A 25,609-nucleotide genomic window follows, 5' to 3' on the forward strand; every position below is an offset into this window, starting at 1 on the left:
GGAAGAGACCATGAGTGCGTTGTCCAGATTGCGGCGCCAGATCGCCGCTCTGGGGGGACTTCTCGTGCTGGCGGGCTGCGTGACGGCATCGCCCGCGATCACGTTGACGGCGGCGGCCGCCACCCCGTGTGACGGCCCGGTGGTCAACAAGATCGCCTGCGAGAACTTCGCCAAGACGCCCGCGCCGAACTGGCAGGTCACCGTCTTCGACGACACGATCGCCGGATTCACCACCGACATCAGTGCCACGCCCGGCGGTTCGGTGCAGTTCAAGGTGAAGACGAACGCACCGTCGTTCGACATCGAGATCTTCCGGCTCGGCTGGTACCAGGGCAGCGGCGCCACCCGCGCCGGTCTGCTCACCCAGGTACCGGGCAGGCAGCAACCACCGTGTCTGACCGACCAGACAGGCCTGCTGGACTGCGGAAACTGGACGGTGTCGGCGACCTGGAACGTCCCGGCGAACGCCGTCTCCGGCATCTACTACGCGGTGCTGCGCAAGCCGGACGGCGGTGAGAACGAGATCGCATTCGTGGTCCGCGACGACGCCAGCCGGTCCAAGATCCTGTTCCAGACCTCGGACTCGACCTGGCAGGCGTACAACTCCTACGGCAACGGCCCCAACCAGGCGGGCAACAACCTGTACTTCACCACCTACCAGCCCGAACCGCCCGGCGCGCCGCCGCAGCCGACCGGTCCCGGGCCGCAGGGCTCGGCGTACAAGGTCAGCTACAACCGCCCGCTCTACGGTCAGGGCGGCGAGAACTTCATCTTCAACGCCGAGTACCCGGCGCTGCGGTTCCTCGAGGCCAACGGGTACGACGTCAGCTACACCACCGACGTCGACAGCGCCCGTCGCGGGCACCTGATCCGTAACCACTCGGTGTTCATGGCCGTCGGCCACGACGAGTACTGGTCGGTCGAGCAGCGCGACAACGTGGAGGCGGCCCGGGCGGCCGGCGTGCACATGGCGTTCCTCACCGGCAACGAGGTCTTCTGGAAGACCCGCTGGGAACCCAGCATCGCCGGTCCGCAGACCGACTGGCGCACGATCGTCTGCTACAAGGAGACCAAGCACAACGCCAAGGTCGACCCGGATCCACAGTGGACGGGAACCTGGCGCGACCCGCGGTTCAGCCCGCCGCACGACGGCGGCCGTCCGGAGAACTCGCTGCTGGGCAACATCTTCACCGTCAACGGCTACCGTAACGACCGGCTCGGCGTCCCGGCGCCGTACGGCAAGATGCGGCTGTGGCGCAACACCCCGGTGGCGAACCTGGCCGACGGCGACACCTACACGTTCGCCCCGGGAACGCTCGGCTACGAGTGGAACTCGGTGGAGGACAACGGCGCACAGCCTGCCGGGGTGGCGCAGCTGTCGCGCACGACCGTCACGATGAACGACGGCGACTACGTGCTGAAAAACCACGGTGACCTCTACACCCCGGGCACCAAGACCCACGCGCTGACGCTGTACCGGCATTCCAGCGGCGCGCTGGTGTTCGGCGCCGGCACCGTGCAGTGGGCGTGGGGCCTGGACAACAACCATCGCGAGAGCGACCCCGAGCGGCCCACCGACGACCGGGCCATCCGGCAGGCCACGGTCAACCTGCTCGGCGACATGGGCGTGCAGCCGTCGACCCGCCAGTCCGACCTCGTCCAGGCACTGCCCACGGCCGACCTGCAGGCGCCCACGGTGGCCATCACCACCGCACCGCCGACGACGGTCGGCAGCGACTACACGTTCTCCGGAACGGTGACCGACAACGGCGGGGGCCGCGTCGCGGGCGTCGAGGTGTCGGTGGACAACGGCACGACCTGGAAGACGGCGGCGTGGACGGCGGGCAGCACGACCTGGAGCCACCGGTACGTCCCCGCCACCTCGGGGACGCCGACGGTGAAGGTGCGGGCGGTGGACGACTCGGCCAACCTGTCCGCGGCCGTGTCCCGGACCGTGACGGTCATCCCGCGTACCTGCCCGTGCAGCATCTGGCCGGACTCCGCGGCCCCCTCGGCGATCGCCACCGCCGACTCGGCGCCGATCGAGCTCGGCGTCAAGTGGCAGGCCGCCGCCGACGGCTACGTGCGGGGCATCCGGTTCTACAAGGGCCAGGGCAACACCGGCACGCACACCGGTTCACTGTGGACACTCGACGGGCAGCGGCTGGCCACCGGGACGTTCACGAACGAGACCGCGACCGGCTGGCAGACGATGTCGCTGCCGACGTCGGTGCGGGTCACCGCGGGCACCACCTACGTGGCGTCCTACTACGCGCCACGCGGCCAGTACGGCGCCGACGTCGCGTACTTCACCGGGAAGAACGCCTCGCTGGACCCGCTGACCGCGCTGGAGAGCGGTGTCGCGGGTGCCAACGGCGTGTTCAACCCGGGCGGGCCCGGCTTCCCCGCCCGCAGCTACCAGGACACCAACTACTGGGTCGACGTGGTCTGGGCGACCGATCCGGGACCGGACACCCGGGCGCCGGAGACGCTGTCGACGACACCGAAGGACGGGGAGAGCTCGGTCGGGCTGTCCCAGCAGGTCTCGGTGGCCTACGACGAGAACATCGCGCCGGGTTCGGTGCAGTTCTCGCTGACCTACCAGGGTGGCTCGGAAGCGGGCACGGTCTCGGTGACCGGCGGGACGGTGACGTTCACCCCGTCGTCCACTTTGGACCCGGACACGGTCTACACCGCGACGATGCGGGCATCCGACGCGGCCGGTAACCAGGCGACGCCGGTCACCTGGACGTTCCGGACCGGCTCGCCGCGGCCTGCGCTGTGCCCGTGCACGATCTGGGACGACTTCACGCATCCGCGCAACCCTGCCGATCCACACGACTCGACCCCGGTCGAGCTGGGCACGAAGGTCCAGTTCAACGGCAAGGGGCAGGTCCTCGGCGTGCGGTTCTACAAGGGACAGGGCAACACCGGTACGCACACCGGCTCGCTGTGGACGGCGAACGGCCAGCGGCTGGCCACCGGGACGTTCACCGGCGAGTCGGCCATCGGCTGGCAGACCCTGACGTTCGCCAGCCCGGTCACCGTCCAGGCCAACACGACCTACGTCGTGTCGTACTACGCGCCGAACGGGCATCCCGCCGGTGACAACGGCTACTTCGACAGCCAGGCCTCCTACGGGCCGATCCGCGGCCTGGCCAACGGCGCCGACGGCGGCAACGGCGTCTACCGGGCCGGTGCCGGCGGCGGGTTCCCGACGCAGACGTACCGGGCCAGCAACTACTGGGTCGACGTCGTCTTCCAGAACGGGCTCAACGGCGACATCACGCCACCCGCGATCACCGGCCGCTCCCCCGACTCGGCGGCCGTCGGCGCGCCGCTGACCGGCGGGGTCAGCACGACGTTCGACGAACCGGTCGACCTGAGCAGTGCCCAGTTCACGCTGACCGACAACGGTGGCGCACGGTTGACCGGCAGCCTGAGCCTGTCCGCCGACCAGCGCACGGTCACCTGGACACCGTCGGCCAGGCTGGCGGCGGGCTCGCGCTACATCGCGAGCGTGCAGATCGCCGACGTCAACGGCAACCCGATGGTCTCGCCCAGCGTGTGGTCGTTCACCACCACGACCACGCAGGCGTGCCCGTGCTCGCTGTGGAGCGCGGCCACGGTGCCGACGGTACCTGAGGCCGACGAGTCCACGTCGCTGGAGCTGGGCGTGCGGTTCAGCTCGGCGGTGGCGGGCACGGTCACCGGGGTCAGGTTCTACAAGGGGCCCGGGAACACCGGCACGCACACCGGTTCACTGTGGACGGCCGACGGGCAGCGGCTGGCCACCGGGACGTTCACCGGCGAGACGGCGAGTGGCTGGCAGACGCTGACGTTCGACACGCCGGTCTCGGTGGCGGCCGACCAGGTGTACGTGGCGTCCTACACCGCGCCGAACGGCCGGTACTCGGCGGACGGGACGTACTTCGAGCGCACCGGCGTCACCAGCACGCCGCTGCGGGCGTTGCCGACCGGCTCCGACGCGCCGAACGGCGTGTACAACGTCGGTCCCGGGTTCCCGGCGTCCACCTACCGGGGCGGCAACTACTGGGTCGACGTCGTCTGGAACCCCGCACCATGAACAGGCCGCTGGTAGTCATGGTGTCGGGCGCTGGTTGGGACGGCGTCCGGGGTTCCGAGCGGCAGCTGACCGAGGCGCTGGCCGAGCGGGTCGACGTGCTGTGGGCCGACCCGCCGGTCTCGCCCGCCACTCCCGCCCGCTTCCGCGGGCTGGAGCACACCAGCAGGCACTGGCGGCCCGCGCTGGCCGCCGTCGCGCCGGGCATCCTGCGGTTCACGCCGGTCGCGCTGCCCGGGCTGACCAGGCCGTGGATCCGCGGTACGACCTGGCCGCTGGTGCGGGCCCAGCTGCGTGGCGTGCTGCGGCGGTCCGGCCGCACACCGGACGCGGTGATCTGCTGCACGCCACACGAGGTACTGGGCTACTGGGGCGAGGGCGTGCGGCAGGTCCTGTACGGCACCGACGACTGGCTGGCCGGTGCGGAGCTGATGGGACTGGACGCGCGGGTGATCGCCGTGGCGGAGCGGTCGGCGGTGCGGGCGGCGGACCTGGTGCTGGCGGTGACGCCGGAACTGGCGCAGCGGTGGCAGCGGCTGGGTGCCGAACCGGTCGAGTTCCCCAACGGCTGCGATCCGGACGCGCACCGCGGCTGCGTACCGGCCACGCTGCCGGACGGCTTCCCCGCCGAGGTCGCCGGGGTGTCCGGGCAACTGTCCGACCGCATCGACATCCGCCTGCTGGAAGCCGTCGCGGACACCGGGATCGGGCTGCTGCTGGTCGGCCCGCTGGATCCGCGCTGGCTGCCGGTGCGGGTGGCGTCGCTGCTGGAGCGGGACAACGTCCACCACACCGGGCCGGTGCCGTTCGAGCGGCTGGGTCCGTGGATCGCCCGCTTCGACGTCGGCCTGACCCCGTACGCGAACACGCCGTTCAACCGGGCGTCGTTCCCGCTGAAGACGCTGGAGTACCTGGCAGCCGGCAAGCCGGTGGTGGCCACCGACCTGCCGGCCAGCCGGCGTCTGCAATACGAGACACGCGAGATCCAGCTCGCCGTCGAACCCGAGTCGTTCGCGCTCGCGGTACTCGACGCGGTGCGCCTGCCACCGCTGCCGACCGCGATCGCGCAGCGGCGGGCGGTCGCCGAGCGCCATTCCTGGCGGGCCCGTGCCTGCCAACTGCTCGACCTGCTGTTCCCGTCGCTCGAGGAGGACCCCGTTGATTCCCGTGATGCGTCCGCTGCTCGGTGAGGAGGAGGTGGCGGCCGCGGCCGAGGTCGTGCGGTCCGGCTGGGTCGCCCAGGGACCGAAGGTGGCCGAGTTCGAACGCGCCTTCGCCGGTTACCTCGGCGCCGGGCACGGCGTCGCCACCTCGTCCTGCACCACGGCGCTGCACCTGATGCTGCACGCGCTGGGCGTACGCAGGGGGCACGAGGTGATCGTGCCGTCGTTCAGCTTCATCGCCACCGCGAACGCGGTGCGCTACTGCGGGGCCGAGCCGGTGTTCGCCGACGTCGACCCGCTGACCGGCAACGTCACGGCGGAGTCGGTGCGGCCACTGCTCACCCCGCGCACCAGCGCGGTGATCGTGGTGCACCAGGGCGGCGTGCCCGCCGACGTGGACGCCGTGCGTGCCGTGTGCGACGGGGTTCCGGTGCTGGAGGACGCGGCGTGCGCGGCCGGGTCGACCTACCGCGGCCGCAGGGTCGGCGTGGGGGCGCTGATGGCGGCGTGGTCGTTCCACCCGCGCAAGCTGGTGACGACCGGCGAGGGCGGGATGATCACCACCGACGACGAGGAGCTGGCCGCACGGCTGCGGCGGTTGCGGTCGCACGGGGTGACGGTGTCGGCCGCGGACCGGCACGCCGCCGGGACGTCGATCATCGAGGAGTACACCGAGACGGCGTTCAACTACCGGATGACCGACATCCAGGCCGCGATCGGCATCGTCCAGCTGGGCAGGCTGCCCGGGCTGGTACGGCAGCGGCGCGGGCTGGCGGCGCGGTACCACGAGCTGCTGGCCGACGTTCCCGGCGTCGAACCGGTGCGGGACCCGTCCTACGGGACCACCAACTACCAGACGTTCTGGGTGACGCTGGCCGACGACATCGCCTTGCATCGCAACGATCTGCTGGCGCGGCTGTCGGTCGCGGGCGTGTCCGCGCGGCGCGGCATCATGGCCGCGCACCGGGAGGAGGCCTACGCCGGGCATCCACACGTCCCGCTGCCGGTGACCGAGCGGCTCACCCGCCGTTCGCTCATCCTGCCGCTGCACCACGAGCTGACCTCGGCCGACCAGAAGCACATCGTCGGTGCGCTGCGGCAGGCGATCGCGGCCGAGACGCTCGGGCTGGCGCGGTGAACGGGGCCAACGTCGCCCGGGTGCGGGCGTTGTGCGCGGAGATGGTGGCGCGGATCGGGCTGGACCTGCGTGGCCGGGTGGTGGTGACCGAGGCCGCGACCGGGGCGTACGCCGTCACCCCGGTGCTGGCGCAGCTGGCCGGCGCGGCCGAGGTGCGGGCGCTGGCGCGGGACTCCCGCTACGGCACGGCCGACGAGGCGCAGGCGCAGGTCGTCGCGCTGGGCGGAACCGGGGTGCGGTTCACGCGGGTCAAGGACGCCGCGTTGTTCGACGGCGCCGACGTCGTCACCAACAGCGGCCACCTGCGCCCGATCGACGCGCGCACCGTCGGCTGGCTGCGGCCGGGGGCGGCGGTGAGCCTGATGTACGAACCGTGGGAGCTGCGGCCGGGTGAGGTGGACCTGGCCGCGTGTCAGCGTGCCGGGGTTTCCGTGGCCGGGCCGGACGAGCACCATCCGGACGTCGGCGTGTTCGGCTACCTCGGCGTGATGGCCGTCCGGCAGTTGCTCGACGCGGGCATTCCGGTGCGCGGCAGCCGCGTGTTGTTGCTCTGTGACAACGGTTTCCTGGACGACATCGGGACCGGCCTGCGTGCGCTGGGCGCGGACGTCACGGTCGCCGAACGGCCGGAGGACGGGCCGCCCGGCAGGCTGGACGCGGTCGTCGTCGCGCTGCACCCACGCGAACACTACCGGCTGGACCACCGCGCGATGGTCTACATCGGACAGCGTTACCCGGGCGCGGTGGTCACCCAGTACTGGGGTGACATCGACCGTACGACGGCGACCCCGGTCTGGCCGCCGACTCCGCCGGAACCGGGGCACATGGGAATTCTGCCCTCCGCCGTCGGCGCCGACCCGATCGTCGCGCTGCAGGCGGCGGGGCTGAAGGTCGGCGAGGTGCTCACGCTGGGCCGCCCGCCGACGCCCGAGGAGGAGGCCTTCCTGCTGCGGGTTCCCGAGAGGGCGGTCACATGAGGGTGCTGGTCTACCCGCACGCGATGGAGATCGGCGGGTCGCAGCTCAACGCGTTGCAGCTGGCCGGTGCCGTGCGCGACCTCGGCCACGAGGTGCTGGTGCTGTCCGAGCCGGGGCCGCTGCTGGACTTCGTCCGGGACCTGGGGCTGGAACACGTGCCGATCCCACTGCGGCGGCGCAGGCCGTCGCCTGCGGTCGCGTCGGCCATCCGCTCGCTGGTGACGCGCCGCGGCATCGACGTCGTGCACGGCTACGAGTGGCCGCCCGTGCTGGAGGCGCTGGCCGCGCGGCGTGCCGCGGTGGTGGCCACGGTGCTGTCGATGTCGGTGGTGCCGTTCCTGCCGCGCTCGGTGCCGTTGCTGGTCGGCACCGAGCAGATCCGGGAGGCCGCGCTGGCGGCCGGGCACCGGCACGTCACGCTGCTGGAGCCCCCGGTCGACACCGGCGCCGATCATCCCGGCGCCGACCCCGGCTCGTTCCGCGTCGAGCACGGTCTGGAATCCGAGACACCGCTGATCGCCATGGTCTGCCGGCTGGTTCCCGAGCTGAAGCTGGAGGGGCTGCTCGCCGCCTGCGACGCGGTCGGTGACCTGGTGACCGGCGGCCGCAAGGCGCAACTGGTGATCGTCGGCGACGGCCGCAGCCGTCCCGAGGTCGCTGCCAGGGCCGACGCGGCGAACGCGCGAGCGGGCCGCCGGGTCGTGGTGCTCACCGGTGAGCTGGCCGACCCGCGCCCCGCCTACGCCGCCGCCGACATCCTGGTCGGCATGGGCGGCTCCGCGCTGCGCGGGATGGCGTTCGGCAAGCCGCTGGTCGTCGTGGGCGAGGACGGCTACAGCGAGCCGCTCACCCCGGACACCGCCGCGACGTTCCTGCGGGCCGGCTGGTACGGCCGGGGGCCGGGGTCGCTCGGCAGCGGTGTGCCCGCGCTGCGGGCGGCGCTGGCGGACCTGCTCGACGACGCCCCGCGCCGGGCCACACTCGGCACCTACGCCAGGGACCTGGTGGTCGAGCGGTTCAGCCTGCGGCGGGCGGCGACGGTGCTGGCCGACGAGTACCTCGCCGCGGAGGCCGGGCCGCCCGCGCCACCCGCCGACCTGCTGCGCGGGTTCGGCGGCCTGCTGGCCTACAAGGCGCGCCGGAAGGTGCAGCAGTTCCGCGGCACCGCCCGCGTCGACGACGCCAACGCCACCCCGGCAACCCAGGAGGCAACCCGATGATCCCGCTGGTCGACCTCGCCGCCCAGCACGACCAGGTCGCCGACGAGGTGGCGACGGGGTGGGCCCAGGTACTCAAGTCGACGGCCTTCGTCGACGGTCCGGCCGTCGGGCAGTTCGAGGCCGAGTTCGCCGAGTACTCCGAGGTCGCGCACTGCGTTGCCGTCGGAAACGGCACCGACGCGCTCGAGCTGGCGCTGCGGGCACTCGGCGTCGGGCCGGGTGACGAGTGTGTGCTGCCCGCGAACACGTTCGTCGCCACCGCCGAGGCGGTCGCCAGGGCGGGAGCGACGCCGGTGCTCGTCGACTGTGTCTGGGATACCGGACTGCTCGATGTGGACGGTCTGGGTGCGGCGATCACCAGCCGCACCAAGGCGATCCTGCCGGTCCACCTCTACGGCCAGCCCGCTCCGGTCGAGCGGGTCCGCGCCGCCGCACCCGGCATCCCGGTGCTGGAGGACGCCGCGCAGGCACAGGGCGCCCGCCGCGGCGGCGTACGGGCAGGCGGACTCGGCGACATCGCCGCCACCAGCTTCTACCCCGGCAAGAACCTGGGCGCCTACGGCGACGGCGGCGCCGTGCTGACCGGCGACGCCGAGCTGGCCCAGCGGGTCCGGCTGCTGCGTGAACACGGTTCGCCGCGCAAGTACGAGCACGCCACGCTCGGGTTCAACAGCCGGCTGGACACGCTGCAGGCCGTCGTGCTGTCGGCGAAGCTACGCAGGCTGGACACCTGGAACGCCGCGCGGCGCGCCGCCGCCGCCCGGTACGACTCGCTGCTGTCTGGAATCCCAGACATCGGCACGCCGGGCGTGCTGGAGGGCAACGAACCGGTGTGGCACCTGTATCCGGTACGCGTGCCGGACCGGGATCGGGTACTGGAGCACCTGCGGTCCGCCGGGATCGGCGCGGGCATCCACTACCCGACCCCCGTGCACCTGACCGGCGCCTTCCGGAGTCTGGGATACCACACCGGGGATTTCCCCGTGGCGGAAGCACTGTCCGGGCAGCTGCTGTCGCTGCCGCTGTTCCCCGAGATCACTCCCGCCCAGCAGGCGCGGGTCGTCGAGACGCTGCGGGAGGCGTTGTGAACGTGCGGGTACACCCCCAGGGACTGTGTGAGAGCGCCGACGTCGGCGACGGCACCCGGGTCTGGGCGTTCGCCCACGTGCTGCCCGGCGCGAAAGTCGGCAGGGACTGCAACATCTGCGACGGCGCCTTCGTCGAGGGCGGGGCGACGCTCGGCGACAACGTGACCGTGAAGAACGGCACCCTCGTCTTCGACGGCGTGACCTGCGGCGACGACGTGTTCCTCGGGCCGAACGTGTTGTTCACCAACGACCTGCGGCCCCGCGCGCACATCAAGCGCGGTCCGACGGAACTGCTGTCCACGACGGTCGGCCGGGGCGCGACGCTGGGCGCGGGCACGGTGGTGGTGTGCGGCACGACGATCGGCGAGTTCGCGTTCGCCGCGGCCGGTTCGGTGGTGACGCGGGACGTCCCCGCGCACGCGTTCGTCGCGGGCAATCCGGCCCAGCTCAAGGGCTGGGTGTGCGAGTGCGGCATGCGCCTGCCGGAAGACCTGCGTTGCCCGGACTGCGGTCTGGTATTCCAGACAGTGGATGCGGGACTGGCCAGAGCCTGACCGTTCCCGGCGGCGGAAGAACGTAGGATGAGCCGGTGATCATCAGGGAGTCCACTTCGGACGATCTAGACGACATCTGGCGAATGCGGGTCGCCGCGTTCGGTGGCCCACGGCAGCCCGGGAAGGGCTGGCCGTGGGATCCGGCGACCTACCGCGGATTCGTCGCCGAGCAGGACGGCAGGCCGTGCGGGTTCCTGCGGGTCCGTCGCATGGGGCAGTACTTCGGCGGGGCGTCCGTGCCGATGGGCGGGGTGGCGACGGTGGCCGTCGATCCCTACGCCCGCGGGCTCGGTGTCGCCAGCAGGCTGCTCGACACCGCGCTGGCGGACATGCGCGAGCAGGGCCAGCCACTGTCGGCGCTGTTCACCGGCGTTCCGCAGCTGTACCGCAGGCGTGGCTGGGAGCGGTCCGGGACGGTCGACGGGATCCGGATCGCATCGGTCGACCTGCGTGACGTCCCGGCGTCCCCGCTGCGGCTCGCGCCGGTCACGAAGTCCACTGTGGACTCCCTGCTGGACTGCTACCGCGCGGTGGCCTCCCGGGTGAACGGCATGCTCGACCGGGCCGGACCGGACCAGTCGCTGGACCGGCTGCTGGACAGCGACATCGCCACGGTGGCACTGGACGAGGACGACGAGGTGTGCGGCTACCTGGCCGCCGAGCGGGGCACCAACGAACTGCTGAACGTCAGCGAGCTGGTGGCCCTGGACGGCACCGTGACGGCGGCGTTGCTGCGGTCACTGGGCTCGTGGACCGGCCGGGTCCGGGAAATCCACCTGCGGGCGGCCGACCAGGAGGGGATGTCGATGATCATCCCGGTCGAGCTGGAACACAACCTGGAGGCCAAGCCGTGGTACCTGCGGGTCGTCGACCTGCCCGCCGCGGTGGCCGCGCGTGGCTGGCCGTCGGCGCGGCTGCTGGCCGAGGGCACGTCGGTCGAGTTCGAGATCGTCGACGAGCACGCGCCCTGGCACGCGGGTGCGCACCGGCTGGTCGTCGAGGACGGCACGGTGCGGCACGAACCGTTCACCGGCAGCCCTGACCTGCGCCTGCACGCCCGGGCGCTGGCCCCGTGGTTCGCCGGCGCCGCGTCGGCGGCGACCCTGCGTCACGCCGGACTGCTGGACGGTACCCCCGACCCCGTCCTCGACGCCCTCACCGCCGCCCCCGGCCGCCCCCGCATGCTGGACATGTTCTAACCCAAGCGGCGGAACTCCGAGCGCAACGACCAGACGAAGGGCAGGTAGACGGCCACGGCCAGCGCCCCGCCGAGCAGGAGCTGCAGCGGCGACGGCGACATCAGCCAGCGCACGGCCAGCACGACCACCGTCAACGCGACGCACCCCAGCGCCGGGCGCACCAGGGCTGCCGCCAGCGCGCCCAGCCGCACCCCGGTCCGCCGCACCGCGAGCGCGAACGCCGGCAACGCCACCAGCACCGCGACAGCGGCGTGCACCACCGCCACGCCCTCGATCCCGCCGAACCAGGCTCCGAACGGCAACGTCGCCAGCAGCACGACGAGCCAGCCGCCCTGCAGCCACAACGTCGTCCGCGAACGACCCAGTGCCACCAGGAAGTCGTAGGCCAGCTCGGCGGCGATGCGCACCACCCCCAGCACCGCCAGCCACTGCAACGCCACCGCCGACTCGGCCCAGTTCCATCCGTACACAGTGGACACGACGGGCAACGCCAGCAACCCGAGCAACGCGCACGCGGGCAGTGCCGCCACCGCCAGCAGCACGGTGAACCGGGTCAGCACCTCCTGCCGTCGCTCCGGGTCGTCCTGCACCTGGGCGAACGCGGGCAGCGACACCCGGCGTACCACCATCGAGAACATGTTCACCGGCCAGCTCGCCAGGTTGAACGCCTGCAGGTACAGCCCCAGGGCCACCGCGCCGAGCATGCGTCCGGTGATCACGTAGTCGACGTTCAGCATGGCGAACACCAGCAGCGACGCCCCGGCCAGCGGCATCCCGAAGGCCAGCAGCCGCCGCGCCAGGGCCCGGTCGAACCCGAACCGCGGCCACAGCCCGACCAGCTTGCACAGCAGCACCGACGACACCACGTTGCCGGCCACCTGCCCGATGGCGAGGCTCCACGCCCCGTGTCCAGTCGCCGCGAGGCTCACCGTGATTCCCGTGGTCAGCACCAGGTTCGTCAGGTCGACGACCAGCCGCGCGCCCTGCCGGAACTCCCGGTTCGCCAGCTGGACCGCCGCCGCGACCGTCCCGTCCACCAGCACCGTCAGGCACAGCAACCGCACCACGCCGGCCGCCTCCGGCACGCCCATCCCGGCCGCGAACGCCGGCGCCGCGACGAAGCAGGCCGCGTACAGCAGCGTGCTGGAGGCCAGCGAGATCGTGGTCACCGTCGGCGCGATCCGGCGCGGATCGCCCTGCCAGCGCACGATCGCGACGCTGACGCCGAGTTCGTTGAGCGACAGCAACGCGGTCAGCGCCACCAGCGCGACCGCGTACACACCGAAGTCCGCGGGCACCAGCAGCCGCGCGAGCACGATGCCGGTCACGAACGTGCCCAGCCTGCCGACGGCCGTGTTGAGCAGGCTCAACCCCAGTGCCCGCCGCACCTTGGCCGGTTTCACGGTCATCGCGTCCCCCGTCCGCGCCAGAACCCGGCCACCGCCGTCGCGGCCAGCAGGATGGTCAGCCCGTCCAGCGGAACGCGGAATCGCAGCCGGGTGAAGAACACGGCCAGCAGCAACACGTTCAGCACGATCAGCCCGGCAGCCAGCTTCTCCTCGGCCGACATCCGGCGGCGCACCAGCAGCACCCGCGCGAGCGCCAGCGCCAGCACCGGGTAGTAGGTCACCGCCAGCAGCAGGTCCGCGGCACCGCCGCCCTGCCCGGCGGTGGCCGCCTCGCTGGAGAACGTGAAGTTGTTGGCCACCTTGCCCAGGTACAACACCACCGCGTCGCCGGGGTTGGCCGTGATCCACTCGACCGCGCTGTCGCTGAAGTAGTCGTTGATGCCGACCTCGTCCAGCCCCCGCGCGACGGCTTCCCGCTCGTAGCCACCGATGTCCACCGCTGTCCCGCTGCTCGGCGTGGCGTGCTCGCTGTTGCCCAGCAACAGGTTGATGCCGTTGTTGGTGGACACCGGGACGAACTCCCCCAGCGCGACGGCGTTACGCACACACCACGCGGCGGGCAACACCGCCGTGACCGCCAGCAGCACGGCGGCCAGCCGCAGCCCGCCCTCGCGGCGGTGCCGCCACCCCAGCCACACCGCGATCACCAGGACCGACGGTGCGAAGTTCGGCACGGTCAGCGCCAGCAACCCACCCGCGGCACCGGCCAGCACGACGGACGGCCACCGCCGCCGCGCACCGAACTCGACACACGCCAGCAGCAGGCACAACGCCGGAATCTGCGGATACAACGTGGTCGCCGTGTAGACGAACAGCGGATAGCCGGCCGTCACCACCGCCGCGATCGCACCCGCGGCAGGCGAGTGCGCCCGGGTGCCCAGCCGGTAGCTCAGCCAGACGCATCCGGCCAGGGCCAGCACCCCGACGAACCGCATCGCCAGCACGCTGCCGCCGGACAGCAGGTGAACGGCGGACAGCAGGAACGGGTAACCGGGAGGGCGGTAGGCCGTCGGCTGCACCCCGTCGGCGCTGTACCCGGCGCCGTCCGCCAGCGAACCGGCCAGCCGCACGTAGACCTCTTCGTCCAGGTACCGCAGGCTGTCGCCGAGCACGACCGCGTACCCGCCTGCCAGCAACACCGCGAGCACCACCGCGCCGAGCGCGACCCGGCCTGCCCGCTCGTCCAGCCAGTCCAGCGCCCGCCGGGACGCGGCGGCGGCCGTCACGGCGCACCCCTGCGGACCAGCCGGTGCAGTGCCACCCGCAACGTCGGCGGGTCGATCCCGGCGGCGACCTGCTCGGCCCGCATCGCCCGCAGCATCGCCCCGGCGAGCCCGGTCAGCAGGAACGTCAGCCCGGTCGCCATCGAGAAGGCCAGCAGGTCGAACGTCGCCGCGCCCAGCGCCAGTACCGACAGCGACGCGACCAGCGTGAGCGCGAGATCCCGCAGATGCGGGTCGGCGGTCATCGACCGGGCCCGCAACGCGGCGTAGGCACCGGCGACGAACAGGCCGAGCAACGCGACGAGCCCGGCGATCCCGTTCTGCACCAGCGTTCCCAGGTACTGGTTGTCCAGCGGGCCGTACTTGTCGGGCAGGTAGGTGCCCAGTCCCCTGCCCAGCACGGGATGCTGTGCGATCTCCAGCCCGGCGACCGCGTAGTCGTCGGTCCTGGCCACGATGCTGGAGTCCTCGCCGATGCCGGCGAACAGGCCGTACAGCGTGCCCATCAGCCCCGGCACGAGGAACCGCATCACCATCAGGAACGCGAATCCGACGACGAGGGCCTGGATACGCCGTCGCGTCGGCCAGCCCAGCAGCAACACGAGCGCGGCCAGCGCCAGGCCCAGCATGGCCGAACGGGACAGCGACACCATCGCGCCGACCGAGATGACCGCCAGGCACAGCCACCAGCGTTTGGCCGGCAGGCCCTTGTCCCGCGCGGTGAACGCGTAGTGCGCCGCCAGCGGCATGCCGACCGCGCACACCACGCCGAACTCGATCGGATGCCCGGTCGTGGCCGCCGGTCTGCGGAACTCGGCGCGTTCCAGCACGAACCCGTCCTCGGTCACCGGGTGCAGGCCAGGCAGCACGAGGTACTGGGTGAGGTCCAGGTCGAGCGCGAACTGCAGGATGCCGACCACCGACACGGCCGTGACGCCGACGACGATCGTCCGCAGCACCAGCTCCACCCTCGGCAGCCCGCGTACACCGTCACAGGCGACGAGCCCGGCGACGGCGACACCGATGATCAGCACGAGCGTGCGGTCGGCGCTGTTCAGCTCGTCGGGCGGCAGGTAGTTACGGGTCGCGTAGCCGTAGGTGGCGAGCTGGCTGACCAGGAAGACGAACAACGCGGTCCGCGCGGCGTTGCGGCCCTTGGCGGCGCCGAGCGTGCTGACCAGTTGCGTGCAGAACCACAGCAGGCCGAGCCCGACGCCGAGCAACGTCGCCGGGGTTATCGACATGGAGACACCGGAGATCACCAGCCGCGCGGGAACCAGGAGGGTCACGCCCACGTAGATGCTGAGCAGCGTGGCCCCGTCGGCGCGTGGCATCAGCGTCTCGCGCCGACCGGCCCGGCGTCCCGCGCACGCGGCAGCCGGTCGGGGACCGCGCCGGCCTTCCCTGGCCGCCTGCGCTGGCTGAAGCTCTCGTACCCGTAGGCCGCGGTCAGGCAGGCGATGAACCCGAGGACCAGCGCGACAGCCGCGAACCGAACCTTGCCGCCCACCAGTGCCTCGGCGGGCGTCGGGCTGATCACCGGGTCGGCGCGGATGTAGGTCGACTCGGGTGCCTGCAACGACTCCTGCCGCGCGGTCAGTTCCTGACGGGCCCGCTCCAGCAGGCCCGCGACGGTGCGCTGGGCGGCCTCGGCGGACGGCGCGGTGACCGTGACCACCACGAACGGCCCGGACAGCTGCCCGTCACCGACCTCGTACTCGACGCCGTCGAACTGCTTGGCGACGGCCGGGTCCTTCAGCGACTGGATGATGATCTGCGCGCTGGTGGTCAGGCTGCCGTCGAAGGCCAGCAGCGGGTTGACCTTCTCCCCCGTCGGCACCTCGCCCGCCGGGACCCGCGCACCCGACGCGGGCGAGGTGAGCACCACGGTGCCGGTCGACTCGTACTGCGTCGACACCGACAGGTACACCCCGCCTGCCAGGCCCAGCGACACCACGAAGATCGGCAGCGCGATGTACCACCTGCGCAGCAGAACCCGGATGGTGCTCCAGAAATCCATGTGCACTTCCCCGAATCCGGTGCGGTCGCCGTCCTGGAGATCGGCTGTCCGGCGCAATCGTTACCGCTGGTGACCGGTTTCCCGGCTAACGCCTGCGCAACGGTTGGCGACACAGCCTGTGCTCTGGCCCGCAGGCAGAAAGCAGTCCGGATGTACCTGACCTCCCGCAGCACACCGGATACCGGCGGCGGCACCGCCGAACGGGGGACACTGCCGTCGACCGTCTTCGCGCTCGGCACGGTCAGCCTGCTCACCGACATCTCGGCGGAAATGATCACCGCCTTCCTGCCGGTGTACCTGCTTTACACACTGCAGCTCGGGTATGTCCAATTCGGACTACTCGACGGGCTGTACAACGGTGCGACCGCGCTGCTGCGGCTGGTCGGCGGCTACGTCGCCGACCGCCTGCGGCGGCCGAAACTGGTGGCACTCGCCGGATACGGCGCGTCGGCGCTGGCGAAGCTGGCGTTCCCGGTGGTGGGCGCGTCCGGTGCGGGCATCGGCGGGGTGCTCGCGTTCGACCGGGCGGGCAAGGGCCTGCGGACCGGCCCGAGGGACGCGCTGATCTCGCTGGCCACCCCGCCGGGACGCCTGGGCAGAGCCTTCGGCGTGCACCGGGCGATGGACACGATCGGCGCGCTGCTCGGCCCACTGGTGACGTTCTGGATCCTGGCCGAACTGGGCTCGGACTCGACGCCGGTCTTCGTGCTGAGCTTCGGGTTCGCGCTCGTCGGGGTGATCGTGCTGGCGGCGTTCGTGCGAGACCGCCCCGCCCCGGTCGGGCCCGTCGGCGTCTGGACTGACGAGCCCAAAGGCCGCTCCGCGGCCGACGGCGAGGAGGGAAGACGCCGACTCAGGGGGCCCGACCGCGCCCGAACGAAGAGAGGGCAATTCAACACAGACTGCGTACGGCTGCTGCGCGATGCCGGGCTGCGCCGCGTCACCGTCGCCGCCGGACTGCTCGGGCTGGCGACGATCAGCGACGCGTTCGTGTTCGTCGTGCTGCAGAAGTCCACGGGCATCCCGGTCGACCTGCTGCCGCTGCTGCCACTGGGCACCGCCTTGGTGTTCCTGAGCGCCGCCGTCCCGCTGGGCAGAGCCGCCGACCGGTTCGGCAGGTGGCCGGTGTTCTTCGCGGGCCACGTACTGCTGCTCGCGGTCTACCTGACGCTGCTCGTCCCCGGCGGCGGTTACCCGCTCGCCGCCGTGGCCCTGGTACTGCACGGGTTGTTCTACGCCGCCACCGACGGGGTGCTGATGGCCTACGCCGGGGCACTGGTGCCCGAGCACCTGCGGGCGAGCGGACTGGCCGTGGTGCAGACCGGACAGGCGGTGGCCCGGCTGGTGTCGTCGCTGCTGTTCGGCGTGCTGCTCACCGTGCTGGCGATGCCGGTCGCGGTGCTGGTCGCCGCCTGCGCGTTCCTGGTCACGCTGACGGCGGCCGCGGCACTGGTCGGGAGGTCGCGGTGAGAGTCTGGCTGACCAGACACCGGATCGCCGTGGGCGTTTCGGCGATCGTCGTGGTGGTACTGGCCCTCTCCGGGTACCTCGCGGTCACGCTGTCCCGGGACCGCGCGGGCGCGGCCGCCGCCGCGGCGGGGGACCTGCTGTTCGTCGACCTGGCTGACGGACGAGACATCGTGCAGACGCTGCGCCCGGACGGTTCCCGCGCGGACACCGCCCTGCGTTGCCAGCGGGTGTACACGGCGGGCGGCACCACCGTGTGCCTGCGGCTGGCCGGCCCCGGCCCGCGGTACGAAGTCGCGGTGTCCGACGCGAGCGGTGCGGTGCTGCGGACCGTCGGGCTACCGGGAATTCCGAACCGGGCCCGCGTGTCGAGATCCGGGAAAATCATTTCCTGGACCACGTTCGTAACCGGTGACTCGTACACGGTTCCCGGTGGTTTTTCCACTCGAACGGGGGTACTCGATTTACGCACCGGCACGGTAGTCGAATCGCTCGAAGATTTCGCGACGACGGTGAACGGGCAACCCCTGCTGGCTGCCGACCGGAATTTCTGGGGCGTCACCGTCGCCGACGACGACCGGACGTTCTACGCCACCGTCGCCTCGGCCGAGCGGACCTGGCTGGTCCGGGGCGACCTGGCCGCCCGCACCATGCACGCCGTCCGGCCGGGGGTCGAGTGCCCCTCGCTGTCACCGGACGGAAAGTCGTTGGCATACAAGAAACGCACCAGCAGGCTGGGCCCGTGGGAGCTGGCCGTGCTCGACCTGGCCACCGGCGCCGAGCGGGTGCTGCCCGGCACGCTGGGCATCGACGACCAGACCGCGTGGCTGACCCCGGGCCTGCTCGCCTACGGCAGAGCCGGAAAGGATGGTGGGAAATCTTCCATCTATTCGGTTCCGGTCGACGGTTCGGCACCGGCGGAAATGATGATCGAGAACGCTTCTTCCCCTGTAACGTTTCCCTGATCCGCTCGACATTGCTGACGGAATGGCCCGCAACAGAGAGTCGAGGCCACACCTGTGAATGTCGATTCTTCCACCGCTGTCCGCATCGGTGTCCTCGACGTCCTGCCCCTGCGCGAACGCGAACTGGTCGAGCACGTGGACACGGCATGGCGGCGCGGCACCGGCGGCTGGATCGTCACGGCCAACGTCGACATCCTGCGTACCGCGGGCCGCGACGCCGGCGCCGCGGCGTTGATCGGCAACGCCGATCTCGTTGTGGCGGACGGAATGCCGCTTGTCTGGGCGTCCAGACTCGCCGGGACACCGGTGCCGGAACGGGTGACCGGCGCGTCGCTGGTGTTCTCGCTGTCCGGTGCCGCCGCCCGCGCCGGACGGTCGGTCTACCTGCTCGGCGGCAAGCCGGGCGTGCCGGAAGCCGCGGCCACCGCGCTGGCCGAGCAGCACCCCGGGCTGCGGATCGCCGGTACCGATTCGCCGCCGCTGGGCTTCCAGCACACCGCGGCCACGCTGGAACCCGTGCTGCGCAAGGTCCGTGACGCCGAGCCAGACCTGGTGCTGGTCGCGCTCGGCTTTCCCAAGCAGGAACACACCATCCGCCGGTTACGGCAGCTGTGGCCACCTGCCTGGTACGTCGGCTGCGGGGCGGGGATCCCGATGGCAGCGGGCGAGTTCCGCCGGGCACCGGAGGTGATGCAACGGATGGGTGCGGAATGGCTGCACCGGCTGGCACAGGAGCCCCGGCGGCTCGCACGGCGCTACCTCGTCCATGACGCGCCGTTCGCACTGCAGCTGCTGGCGGGCGCGGCGTGCACGCGGGTGCGGAGGTGGGGTCGTGGCTGAGCTCGCCGTCGTGATCGTCACCTACAACAGCGCCGAGGTCGTCGGCGACTGCCTGCGGGCCACCGCCGTCGCGCTGGAACACGACCCGGATGCCCGGATCATCGTGGTGGACAACGGATCCGGCGACGACACCCTCGACGTGGTCGCCCGGGTCGCACCACATGCCACCGTCGTCGCCCGGGGCAGCAACGACGGCTTCGCCGCCGGGGTCAACGCCGGGTTCGCCGCGGCACCGGGCCGCGACGTACTGGTGCTCAACCCCGACATCCGGCTGGAAGCCAGCGCCGTGTCGACCCTGCGCGCCGCACTGGCCACGCCGGGCACCGGCATCACCGTGCCGCTGCTGCTGGACCGCGACGGCAGGCCGCAGCACTCGCTGCGCCGGGAACCGACGGCGCTGCGGGCGTTCGGCGAGGCGCTGCTGGGTGGCACGCGAGCAGGCCGCATCCCGCTGCTCGGTGAGCTGATCGTGCGGTACGAGCGGTACAGCACGCGGGGAACGGCCGACTGGGCGACCGGGGCGGCCTGGCTGGTGTCGTGGCGATGCCGGGAAGCCATCGGCACGTTGGACGAGCGGTACTTCCTCTACTCCGAGGAAACCGAGTACATGCTGCGGGCGGGCGACCACGGCTTCGCCGTCCGCTTCGACCCGCGGGCGGCGGCCACGCACTTCGGCGGCGAGCAGTCGACGTCGCCGACGCTGTGGGCGTTGTCGGCCGCGAACCGGGTACGGCTGCGGCGGCAACGTGCGGGCCGGCTCGCCGCTGCCGCGATGTGGCTGGGCGTGGTGGCCAACGAGTCGCTGCGGGCGGTGGCCCGCCGCCGCGACCCGAAACACCGCGCGGCACTACGCGAACTGCTGCGCATGCGCCGCTGGCCGGAGCAGGCGGAACAGCCGCGGCAGCCGGGTTACGTGTGCTTCGCCGCGCAGGACTGGTGGTACCACAACCGGGCGCACTCGGACTTCCAGCTGATGCGGGCGGTCGCCGGGCAGCGCCGGGTACTGGTCGTCAACAGCATCGGCATGCGGATGCCTGCCCCGGGCCGGAGCACCCAGGTCGCCGGCCGGATCCTGCGCAAGCTGCGCAGCGTGGCGAAGTTGGTGCGGCGCCCGTACCCGGAGTTCTACGTCATGTCGCCGCTGCCGTTGCCGTTCTACGGCTCGCCGGTGCTGCGCCGGATCAACGCCGTGCTGGTACGGACGCAGGTCCGGGTGGTGTCCCGGCTCCTCGGCCTCAGTAGACCGGTCGTCATAGTAACGATCCCGACCGCGTGGGACGTCGTCGCGCCGATGCCCAGACAGGCGTTGATCTACAACCGTTCGGACAAGCACTCCGACTTCCCCGAGGCCGACCGGGAGACGATCGCCGGGCTGGAGAACCGGCTGCTGACCGAGGCCGACCACGTCCTCTACGTCAGCGAGGCCCTGCTCGCCGAGGAACAGTCACTGACCGGCGAGCGTGCTCACTTCCTCGACCACGGCGTCGACACCGGCCACTTCCGGCGCCGCGACGAGCTGCCCGCCGACCTCGCCGCCATTCCCGGCCCCCGGGTGGGCTTCTACGGCGCGCTGGACGACTTCGTCGTCGACTTCGAACTGCTGGAGCGAGTCGCCGCCGAGCTGCCGGACGTCTCGCTGGTGCTGATCGGCGACGCCACGGTGCCGATGGACCGGTTCGACAAGTACCCGAACGTGTACTGGCTGGGGGCACGGCCCTACGCCACGATTCCGGCGTACGGTTCCGGCTTCGACGTGGCGATCATGCCCTGGTTGGACAGCCCATGGATTCGGCGTTCGAACCCGATCAAGCTCAAGGAATATCTTGCGCTCGGGCTCCCGGTGGTCAGCACGCCGTTCGCCGAGCTGGCGAAGTACCGCGACCACGTACGGGAGGCGACGGACGCGGCCGGGTTCGTCGCGGCGATCCGCCGCAGCCTCGCCGAGGGCGGCTCGTCTACTCCGGAGCTCGCCCGCCGCTCGGTCCTGGGCAGTTCGTGGCACTCCCGTGCGGCGGAGCTCATGGCCCGCGGCGAGGACACCCGGTGACCCCGCGGCGGGCGTGGTACGTCCTCGCCGCCGCACTGGCCGCCGTGCTGTCGTTCGTCACGTTCCTGGTGCTGTACGAGGATTCCGGCTCCGGCGAGCCATCGGCCGCACCGGTCTCGCTGCCGCTCGTGCCCTGGGAGGGCGGCCCGCGGTACTACGCCCGGTTCCCGGCCATGGCGGCCGCGGGCTGGACCGATCCGTCTTTCTTCCCGATCGGCGTCTGGTACGAGGCGGTGACCTCGCAGGCCGACGTCGACCTCGACAAGGGCGCCGGGCTCAACACCTACTTCGAGCTGACCACGTCGTCGAAGATCGAGCTGGTCCGGGACAACGGCATGTTCGCCGTGCCCAGCCACCAGCCGCCCGGGTACGGCAGGGAAACCGTCGGCTGGCTGCTCACCGACGAGGTCGACCTCTGGGCCCACGAGGGCGACGCACCGTGGACCGGCAACTCCCCCGGGCAGGGGCAGATCTGCATCCCCGAATCGGCGCTGTGCGGGTACACGGTGCTGCGCACGCTGCGCGAGCGGCTGCCGCCGGACGACGGCCGAGCGCGGTACGCGAACTTCGGTTTCGGCATGGAGTTCTTCATCCCCGAGCCGCTGGCCGCCCGGTTCCTCGACTACACCGACGTCGCCTCGATGGACACCTACTGGTACACCGACGAAGGCATGTGCGAGCTGTCGAAGACGCCGGCCGCGGTGTGCCGCACCGCCGCGTCGTACGGCTTCACCGTCGACCGCATCCGGCACCTCGACGGCCTGGACGGCAAGCGGCAGCCCATCTACGCCTTCGTCGAGGTCGGTTTCCCGTTCGAGAAGTTCGACACCGAGATCGCGCCGGCCGAGCTGGCGGGCGCCGTGATGAACTCGCTGATCCACGAGGCCCGCGGGGTCATCTACTTCAACCACAACTTCGGCAGCCCGTGCGTCAGCCAGCACGTGCTCAGGGACGCCTGCGGGGCGCGGATCCGGCCCGCGGTGACCGAGGTGAACCGGCGGATCACCGAGCTGGCGCCGGTGCTGAACACCCAGTCGATCTCACACACGTTCCTGCCCGGCATGGACACCATGCTCAAGGCACACGGCGACGCGTACTACGTGTTCGCCATGCCCGGCCGCGGGCTCGCCCCGGGACGGCACACGCTGACGCTGCCGCCGGGCATGGCGGCCGAGCGCGCCGAGGTGCTGTGGGAGAACCGCGCGCTGCCGGCGGGAGACGGCCGGATCACCGACGACTTCCCGGCGGAACACAGCTATCGCGTGTACCGCATACCCCGCTAATGTCCTTTCGTGGCACGGTTTCGATCCACCCATGTCTTCGCTCTGACGCTGGCGCTCCTGCTGGGCGCGGCCCTGCTCGTCGGCCTCGGCAGGCAGCCCGCTGCCGAGGACTTCACCGGCTCCGGCAAGGTCGTCATCCGCGACGCCTCGCTGGTGCTGACCATGGACCCCGCGCTCGGTGACCTCACCGACGCCGACGTCCTGATCGACGGCGACCGCATCGCCGCCGTCGGCCGTGACCTGCCCGCGCCCGGTGCGCGGACCGTCGACGGGCGGGGCCGGATCGTCCTGCCCGGGTTCGTCGACCTGCACAATCACCTGTGGCAGACGCTGATCCGCGGCTGCGCCACCCAGCACGACGTGAACGGCTGGTTCGGCAGGTGCGTCCGGCCGCTGTACAGCTCGCCGGTGTCCGAGGCCGACGGCTACGCGGGCACCCGGCTGGGCAGCCTGGACGTCATCTCCACCGGCATCACCACGGTCACCGACTGGTCGCACGCCTTCAACGCCGACTTCGGCCGCGGCGACCTGCGGGCGCTGGAGGAGTCCGGGCTGCGGTTCGTCCTGGCCTACAACGCGACCACCAGCCAGGCGGTGCAGGACGAGATCCGGCGGATCAAGCGCGAGGAGATCGACCCCAACCCGCTGGCCGCGCTGCACGTCGCCGCGCACCCGTCCACCGGCAACTACCCCAGCCTGGAGGCGGGCGAGAAGCTGGCCCGCGAGCTGGGCGTCGCGCTCAACGTCCACCTGCACGAATCGCCTGCCGACCCGGCCACCGGGCAGATGGACGCGCTGCGCCGGGCGGGCGCGCTGCGGCCCGGCCTGCTGGTCAACCACGCCGTGCACATGACCGACGCCGAACTCGACGAGCTGGCGGCACACGGCACCCGGGTGGCGCACAACCCGTTGTCCAACATGCGGCTGGCGTCCGGCGTGATCAGGCTGGCCGAGATGCACCGGCGCGGCATCCCGGTCGGGCTGGGCCTGGACGGCGGCACCAACGACACCAGCGACATGTTCAACGACATGCGCACGGCGGTCGGCCTGCAGCGGGCCACATCGAACGACCCCGGTCGATACCCCACGCCGACCGACGTTCTGCGAATGGCCACCCTCGGCGGTGCCGAGGCACTCGGCATGCAGCAGCGAGTCGGGTCACTGACTCCCGGCAAGCAGGCCGACGTCCAGGTCGTGAACGCGCAGGCGCTCAACTTCGCGCCGCGCGTGGACTGGGCGGCTCAGCTGGTGTTCAACACGCAGCCTGCCAATGTCGAGTGGGTGTTCGTCGCGGGACGGGCGCTGAAGCGGGACGGCAGGCTGGTCGGCGTGGACACCGGCAGGGTGATCGCCGATGCCCAAGCCGCCGCCGACCGCATTCACAAGCTTCTCCCGCGCTGAACCTCACTTACGGATCTCGAGGGTGCAGCACTTCGGGCCGCCGCCCGCCTTGCGCAGCTCGGAGATGTCGACGAACACCGGCTCGTAGCCGTGGGCCGCGAGGCGGTCGGCGAGGCCGGTCGCCTCGACCGGCAGCACGACGTTGCGCCCGTCGGAGACCGCGTTCAGGCCGAAGGACTCGGCGTCGGCCGTGTCCGCGAGCACCGCGTCCGGGAACAGCCGTGCCAGCACCCGGCGCGAGCCCGCGGAGAACGCCTCCGGGTAGTAGGCGATGTGCGCGGGACGGCTCTCCGTCGCCTCGGCCAGCACGAACAACGCGGTGTCCAGGTGGTAGTACCGCGGATCGGTCAGCCGCAGCGACACGACCGGGACGCCGAGCACCTCCTGCGCCTCGGCGTGTGCCGCCGGGTCGGTGCGGAAGCCGGTGCCTGCCAGCAGCACCTGGCCGGTCCAGGCGAAGTCGCCCTCGGCCTCGTTGATCTGGGCGGGCATCACGATGTCGCGGTAGCCGTGCTCGACGAACCAGCGGCGGAAGTGGTCCGCCTCGGCGGCGCGCTGCGGCGCACGGAACCGCGAGCCGAGCACCCGGCCGTCGACGACGGTGCCGGAGTTGGCCGCGAACACCATGTCCGGCAGGCCGGGAACGGGAGCGATCTCCTCGACGGTGTGGCCGAGGCTGCGGTAGGTGTCGCGCAGCTTTTTCCACTGCTCGACGGCGCGTTCGGCGCTCGCCGGCTTGGTGGGGTCCATCCACGGGTTGATGGCGTACTCGACCGCGAAGTGACGCGGCTCGCACATGAGGTAGCGGCGGGTCGTCGGCACTCGGACGGGGGCCGGATCCACAACGGTCATGACGCAAAGGTAAGGGCGGCCTCATTACGCAAGCAATCTCTGTTTCTTGCGCATGTTCATGCTAAACATTGCGTGTGAACACCATCGACCAACGGATCGTTTCGTGTTTGGTGGCCAACGCGCGATCCAGCTATGCGGAGATCGGCAAGGTCGTCGGCCTGTCCGCCCCCGCGGTGAAGCGCCGCGTGGACCGGCTGCTGGAAACGGGCGTGCTCAAGGGCTTCACCGCGGTGGTCGACCCGGACGCGCTCGGCTGGGGTACCGAGGCGTTCGTCGAGGTGCACTGCCGGGGCAACATCGCGCCCGCCCGCATCCGCGCCCGCCTGGATCCGCTGCCCGAGGTGGTGGCGGCCTACACGGTCACCGGCGCGGCGGACGCGATCGTCCATCTGCGTGCCGCCGACATCCACCAGCTGGAAACCGCACTGGAGAGGGTGCGCGGGCTGGAGATGGTGGACCGCACGGTGTCCACGGTCGTGTTGTCCCGCCTGCTGGAACGGCCACCGAACCCGTCGGGCTGACTTCAAACTTGCGCGCCATGTGGGATTGATGGAAATCCCGCGCCCGCTTGGGCCACCCTGGGTGGATGGGCGACCTGAACTTAACTGTTACCATCGGTTACAGGTAAGTCGGATCACACCGCACGGTCCTCTGGAAAAACACCAAGTAATCTGGAGGT

At 71.5% G+C, this 25,609-nt stretch carries 20 protein-coding genes; 15 read left to right on the forward strand and 5 right to left on the reverse strand.

From position 1 onward, the window contains the following. The first annotated feature begins 10 nt into the window (after positions 1-10). From EWH70_RS09580 to EWH70_RS09615, 8 genes are read left to right on the forward strand one after another with little or no spacing between them, the layout of a single operon-like run. Complete coding sequence (locus EWH70_RS09580) at positions 11-4,087, forward strand: DUF4082 domain-containing protein (RefSeq protein WP_130474936.1); 4,077 nt, start codon at positions 11-13, stop codon at positions 4,085-4,087. Continuing rightward, positions 4,084-5,274: a glycosyltransferase gene (locus EWH70_RS09585; RefSeq protein WP_130474937.1), complete on the forward strand. Its 1,191-nt coding sequence runs from the start codon at positions 4,084-4,086 to the stop codon at positions 5,272-5,274. Before EWH70_RS09580 ends, EWH70_RS09585 begins: the two co-directional genes overlap by 4 nt. Next, on the forward strand, positions 5,252-6,385 hold the full coding sequence (locus EWH70_RS09590; RefSeq protein ID WP_240686917.1) for a DegT/DnrJ/EryC1/StrS family aminotransferase: 1,134 nt from the start codon (positions 5,252-5,254) through the stop codon (positions 6,383-6,385). Before EWH70_RS09585 ends, EWH70_RS09590 begins: the two co-directional genes overlap by 23 nt. Beyond that, positions 6,382-7,362 (forward strand): hypothetical protein, encoded by a 981-nt coding sequence (locus EWH70_RS09595; RefSeq protein ID WP_130474938.1) that lies wholly within the window; start codon positions 6,382-6,384, stop codon positions 7,360-7,362. Before EWH70_RS09590 ends, EWH70_RS09595 begins: the two co-directional genes overlap by 4 nt. Beyond that, the gene (locus EWH70_RS09600) at positions 7,359-8,582 is read left to right on the forward strand and encodes a glycosyltransferase (protein ID WP_130474939.1); all 1,224 of its coding nucleotides are present in this window, start codon (positions 7,359-7,361) and stop codon (positions 8,580-8,582) included. Before EWH70_RS09595 ends, EWH70_RS09600 begins: the two co-directional genes overlap by 4 nt. Beyond that, complete coding sequence (locus EWH70_RS09605; protein ID WP_130474940.1) at positions 8,579-9,670, forward strand: DegT/DnrJ/EryC1/StrS family aminotransferase; 1,092 nt, start codon at positions 8,579-8,581, stop codon at positions 9,668-9,670. The genes EWH70_RS09600 and EWH70_RS09605 overlap by 4 nt, the downstream gene beginning before the upstream one ends. After that, positions 9,667-10,224 carry an acyltransferase gene (locus EWH70_RS09610; protein WP_130474941.1) on the forward strand — a complete coding sequence of 186 codons (558 nt, stop codon included), beginning with the start codon at positions 9,667-9,669 and terminating at the stop codon, positions 10,222-10,224. The genes EWH70_RS09605 and EWH70_RS09610 overlap by 4 nt, the downstream gene beginning before the upstream one ends. 35 nt (positions 10,225-10,259) lie before the next feature. Further along, positions 10,260-11,423, forward strand: a complete 1,164-nt coding sequence (locus EWH70_RS09615; protein ID WP_130474942.1) for a GNAT family N-acetyltransferase — start codon at positions 10,260-10,262, stop codon at positions 11,421-11,423. Here the strand turns inward: EWH70_RS09615 and EWH70_RS09620 are convergent. The 4 genes from EWH70_RS09620 to EWH70_RS09635 are packed head-to-tail and all read right to left on the reverse strand — an operon-like array spanning position 11,420 to position 16,075. Continuing rightward, a complete protein-coding gene (locus tag EWH70_RS09620; RefSeq protein WP_130474943.1) occupies positions 11,420-12,832 on the reverse strand; it encodes an oligosaccharide flippase family protein in 1,413 nt (470 codons plus the stop codon). The two genes, EWH70_RS09615 and EWH70_RS09620, sit on opposite strands and share 4 nt — an antisense overlap. After that, entirely contained in the window at positions 12,829-14,058 is a 1,230-nt protein-coding gene (locus EWH70_RS09625) for an ArnT family glycosyltransferase (RefSeq protein ID WP_130474944.1), read from the reverse strand. Before EWH70_RS09625 ends, EWH70_RS09620 begins: the two co-directional genes overlap by 4 nt. Then, on the reverse strand, positions 14,055-15,389 hold the full coding sequence (locus EWH70_RS09630) for an O-antigen ligase family protein (protein WP_130474945.1): 1,335 nt from the start codon (positions 15,387-15,389) through the stop codon (positions 14,055-14,057). The genes EWH70_RS09625 and EWH70_RS09630 overlap by 4 nt, the downstream gene beginning before the upstream one ends. After that, on the reverse strand, positions 15,389-16,075 hold the full coding sequence (locus EWH70_RS09635; RefSeq protein WP_130474946.1) for a YveK family protein: 687 nt from the start codon (positions 16,073-16,075) through the stop codon (positions 15,389-15,391). The genes EWH70_RS09630 and EWH70_RS09635 overlap by 1 nt, the downstream gene beginning before the upstream one ends. Before the next feature lie 150 nt (positions 16,076-16,225). Between EWH70_RS09635 and EWH70_RS09640 the strand changes: the two genes are divergently transcribed. Genes EWH70_RS09640 through EWH70_RS09665 form a run of 6 tightly spaced genes read left to right on the forward strand, consistent with a single transcriptional unit; the run spans position 16,226 to position 24,078 of the window. After that, entirely contained in the window at positions 16,226-17,545 is a 1,320-nt protein-coding gene (locus EWH70_RS09640; RefSeq protein WP_130474947.1) for an MFS transporter, read from the forward strand. After that, complete coding sequence (locus EWH70_RS09645; RefSeq protein ID WP_130474948.1) at positions 17,542-18,507, forward strand: TolB-like translocation protein; 966 nt, start codon at positions 17,542-17,544, stop codon at positions 18,505-18,507. Before EWH70_RS09640 ends, EWH70_RS09645 begins: the two co-directional genes overlap by 4 nt. 54 nt (positions 18,508-18,561) lie before the next feature. Next, positions 18,562-19,347, forward strand: coding sequence for a WecB/TagA/CpsF family glycosyltransferase (locus tag EWH70_RS09650; protein WP_130474949.1), 786 nt, complete (start codon positions 18,562-18,564; stop codon positions 19,345-19,347). Next, entirely contained in the window at positions 19,340-21,394 is a 2,055-nt protein-coding gene (locus tag EWH70_RS09655; RefSeq protein ID WP_240686895.1) for a glycosyltransferase, read from the forward strand. Before EWH70_RS09650 ends, EWH70_RS09655 begins: the two co-directional genes overlap by 8 nt. After that, entirely contained in the window at positions 21,391-22,677 is a 1,287-nt protein-coding gene (locus EWH70_RS09660; protein ID WP_130474951.1) for a hypothetical protein, read from the forward strand. Before EWH70_RS09655 ends, EWH70_RS09660 begins: the two co-directional genes overlap by 4 nt. A gap of 9 nt (positions 22,678-22,686) precedes the next feature. After that, the gene (locus EWH70_RS09665; RefSeq protein ID WP_130474952.1) at positions 22,687-24,078 is read left to right on the forward strand and encodes an amidohydrolase family protein; all 1,392 of its coding nucleotides are present in this window, start codon (positions 22,687-22,689) and stop codon (positions 24,076-24,078) included. A gap of 3 nt (positions 24,079-24,081) precedes the next feature. Here the strand turns inward: EWH70_RS09665 and ddaH are convergent, their stop codons facing one another. Continuing rightward, entirely contained in the window at positions 24,082-24,930 is an 849-nt protein-coding gene (gene ddaH, locus EWH70_RS09670) for a dimethylargininase (RefSeq protein WP_205669075.1), read from the reverse strand. Positions 24,931-25,004: 74 nt separating this feature from the next. Here ddaH and EWH70_RS09675 point away from each other — a divergent pair, with 74 nt between their 5' ends. Further along, entirely contained in the window at positions 25,005-25,451 is a 447-nt protein-coding gene (locus EWH70_RS09675; protein WP_130474953.1) for an Lrp/AsnC family transcriptional regulator, read from the forward strand. Positions 25,452-25,609: the final 158 nt, after the last annotated feature.

The sequence above is a fragment of the Amycolatopsis suaedae genome (genome assembly GCF_004214935.1).
Classification (GTDB): Bacteria; Actinomycetota; Actinomycetes; order Mycobacteriales; family Pseudonocardiaceae; genus Amycolatopsis; species Amycolatopsis suaedae.